The sequence below is a fragment of the Chryseobacterium sp. CH25 genome, assembly GCF_004119455.1.
Taxonomy (GTDB): Bacteria; Bacteroidota; Bacteroidia; order Flavobacteriales; family Weeksellaceae; genus Chryseobacterium.
Genome location: NZ_NRQT01000018.1, coordinates 1 through 3,929, shown reverse-complemented (window position 1 = coordinate 3,929; position 3,929 = coordinate 1). Strand labels below are relative to the sequence as shown.

At 32.6% G+C, this 3,929-nt stretch carries 1 protein-coding gene; it reads right to left on the bottom strand.

Annotated features, from left to right (window positions below):
- Positions 1-141: 141 nt before the first annotated feature.
- On the bottom strand, positions 142-3,891 hold the full coding sequence (locus tag BOQ64_RS22635; protein ID WP_129059873.1) for a DUF5977 domain-containing protein: 3,750 nt from the start codon (positions 3,889-3,891) through the stop codon (positions 142-144).
- Positions 3,892-3,929 lie beyond the last annotated feature (38 nt).

Here is a 3,929-nt window from a genome sequence, read left to right as displayed (position 1 = left end):
ATAGCTTTTGGATTGAATATAGTTTTCTGTAGGAGTGAGCTGTGCATTAGCTAAATGACTAATCAGCAACATGCCTACAGGGATTATTATTTTTTTCATTATATATTAGTTCTTATTATACCACAATAACTTACACTATTATTAAAGACAAGTACCATGTGAATTTGCCACACGTTGTCCTTGAGTATCAATATCATCTTGAGCTTGTTGATCAGCATCTGCCTGGCTAATGATAGAAGAATAGGTGTTGGCAGGAACTGTATAGGTGAAATTTTGCCCTACTCCGGAGGAACCACAATCATTTTTAGTAAAAACCTGACTTCGTGAAACGTTATAATAAAATTTCAGGCAAGCTCCATGAATATTGGCAGCTGCCTGTCCATTTACATTAATATCATTTTGGGCTTTCTGATCAGCATCTGCCTGACTAATTTCTGAGTTATATGTTTTGGCTGGTACAACATAGTTATACTGACTACCTGCATAACCTACCCCACAGTTATTTCTTGTAAAGGTTCCTGATTTTGACGAATTATAATAAAGAGTAGGAGCATAATGATAATTATACTCTTTCAATACCATACCCTTAACATCAATAACTTTTTGAAGTCTTCCTGCGGGATCATAAATATAACTTTCCCTGATTCCTGATGGGGATGTAATACTCTTTACTCCAAATAAAGGATCATGACTATAGGTGGTGATCTGATAACCTGATAAGGCTTGATTATTTCTAAATCCATCCAAAGCACTTATCATAGCTTCTTCTGAAGCAACAGTCCCTTGTTCTCCATCTGTCTTAGAGGCACTCAAAATACTGTCAATAGATGACTGACTGATATCAGAGTATTTCGCCCCAGCTATTTTAGCTATAGGAAGTGTACCTTCATATCCCCAGATAATAGCTGTTGATATACCATCTTTTGTAGTATATTGCTGGATATTTCCTTTACTGTCATACTTATCATAAGTAACTTCCGTGGATGGAATATTTTTCAGATCAAAAGATAATACTGAAGTGGGAAGTAGATTTGCAGGATCATCATACTTTGTTTCAGTTCTTGTAATCATTTTCCCAGAATCGTTTGCCCCTTGTTTATTGATGACTGCCGTTTCCAAAGGAATCCCCACCATATTGGCATTAATCAGCTTCTGATTGCTCTTTTCGTGAGCATACTGATAAGTAGTTTCCTGAGCTGTATTATCCGAGAACAGTTTTTTTGATAAAGTCAACTGATAATGTGAAGGGTTATTATATAAATTTTCTGTTTCCGTTTTTATTATTTGTCCGTTAATAAACTCTTCTTTTTTTATCTTTTCAATTTTAGAGTCTCCATAATGATTATAATATTCTGCAATAGAAATATTATCTATATAAGTATTAGGTACAGAAGTATAAGGTGGAATAGGATAGTTTTGTTTGAAGATAAATGATTTTTTTATATTATTATCATATTGACCATATTGATAAGTTTGGTTGATAATCTGTTGAAACTTATTATTTTTAAATTCATATACTTTTTCTTCTTTAATGTGACCTTGTAAAAGCTCACTGGAATTAGAATAAGGAGCACTATATATTTCAGCTCCTGCAAAAGTTAATGCAGGTGTATCTTCATTTTCAAAGAAAATTTTCTCAGTTAATGATTTTCCGTCAACAACTTCTGAAATAACAGTATAATAAGGTTTGTTAGATTTATTATTAAACTGATTGATAAGACTATTTGTGCCATATCCAAAAGTTGCATTCTCAAATGGTGTTGGGGTCTGAATATTTCCCATACAAATATTTCTTTCCGGCCCTACAGGCAAAGCTTCACAGCCACAATCATATGAGCAGTTTTTTAATCCTGTTGTCTTATAATAATACCTTGGAGGAATTGGATGGTTTATAGTTGTTTTCCCTTGATCTTTTTGTGCGTAAAAATTATAATAAAACTTTCTTGTATATGTACTGCCTTCATTATTATTTTCTATAATCTCTTTAACTCTGCTTCCACCATAAAAAACATCCTTTTGTACAGGTACTAAGGTTTTATTATATTTAAAATTAGCATTTCCAAATATTTCAGACAATGCAGATTGCACTCTAAACCGAAGCTCATAAGATCGCCCGTCAACTGTTGATATTGGACAATCTCCATTAACACCAGGTATACAAAATTCACCAGGTGCTGTAGTAGTAAACCTGCCATAACTTGCTTTTCTACTGATTGATTTTACCATTTCTCCAGTAGTTAAATCTTTTACACTTACACTAAAAACTTCATGGTAATCATCTGGTTCACCACAGCGATAATAATCTGCTTCTGCACTTGCAAAAAAGGTAATAGGACTTCCATTGGCAATAATAGTTTTTGCAGATTCTACTATTCTGGGTTGATTACATTCTCTGACAAGATCAAAACTTTCATACTGATATCTTTCTTCCTGTAATGTTTCAGCAGTCTTATTGGGTTCATATACAACCGACGAACTACCTCCTGTAGGATAAGTAATTTTTTTCAGGTTTCCTATAAAACTGTAATCAGGATTCACCTCCTTATTTGCTGTTAAATAATTTGAAGGAATTTTATTTTTAATTAATGAAGAAAATAAAATGATATCTTTAGTATTAAACTCATTGATAATTGGAAACGGACGTATATTAGGCTGCCCGTTATAATAACCATAATAATCAGATTTCAGACTAAATCTAGCAGGCAAAAGCTCTGGAGAATAGTAATCAAATGAATATTTTTCTTTTGAAATTGTATTTGAAACCTTATTTAAAAAATGTCTGCTTTTAGTATTTGAGTTTAAATTTGTAAAGTAATAACTTTCAACATTTGACGCAGTATAATCTGTATACTCAAGCACAAAGTTTTTTATTATAATATTCCCTCTGTTCTTCACAACAACTGATGTAAGCAACTTTGAATCCGTAACATCGTTTCTATTCTTTGTATATTCAAAATTAATCTTTTCTCCATTAGCCTCAATTAACTTTAACCTTGGAGTAGACGTTGCAGACAGGGATTTACTATTAACTACAGAGGTAGTATAATTACCACCACTCGGAATACATTTACAACCTTCCGTAAGTGTAAGTGATGAATCGACGCTTGAAAAATAAGTATAGCTATCTTCATCATAATCAAAAACAATCTCATTGTTTTTATTGGTGATTATTTTATAGATATACCATCCTGTTGCAGATTTTGATCTAGGAATCCCTCCACCTCCTGAAGCATCATTAGATGTAGTTACAGTAATTTCTTCAATATATTTTTTTTGCCCTCCAAAATAGTAAGTATTTCCAGTTTTATCCTTGATAATAAATTCCAGAAATAAACCTTCAGCAGTAAAATATTTATTCATAGAAATTGTAGTTCCATCAGCTTTACTATATACAGGATTTAGATTACTATCCAAATAAAAACTACCATGAAATCCATTCGCAACATTAAAGCTAAACCAGTCATATTCAGTATCAACATACGGTCCCGGCAAAGAACTTTCTTGAATTTTTGCAGCATCATTGATAAGATCTACATTTTCCGGCAGCCATCTTTTAGCCGCTTTTTCATCTGCTTCATCTCTTACAATCCTTGATACTGTACCACCAGCATTTAACTGCCATGACATCCCAAGGTTGCTCCCAAAATCATCAACTCTCACTCCACTTCTATAAGAAAATGCTATAGGTAAACTTATATCATCTTTTGTGACCGAATGAATTGGAACTGAATGAGTAAATTCACCCGTGGAAGTATTAGTAAAATTACTATTATAAACACTGAAGTTAAATGTTTGTGGAGTTGGAGGTATTATATTCGGTAATGCATCGGTAGTTTGTGCAAAATAAATCTGTGTTACTATTATTCCAATAGCTCCAATGACTTTTTTCATGATTTAGTTTCTTATTTTTTTATCAATTTGGCATTCGC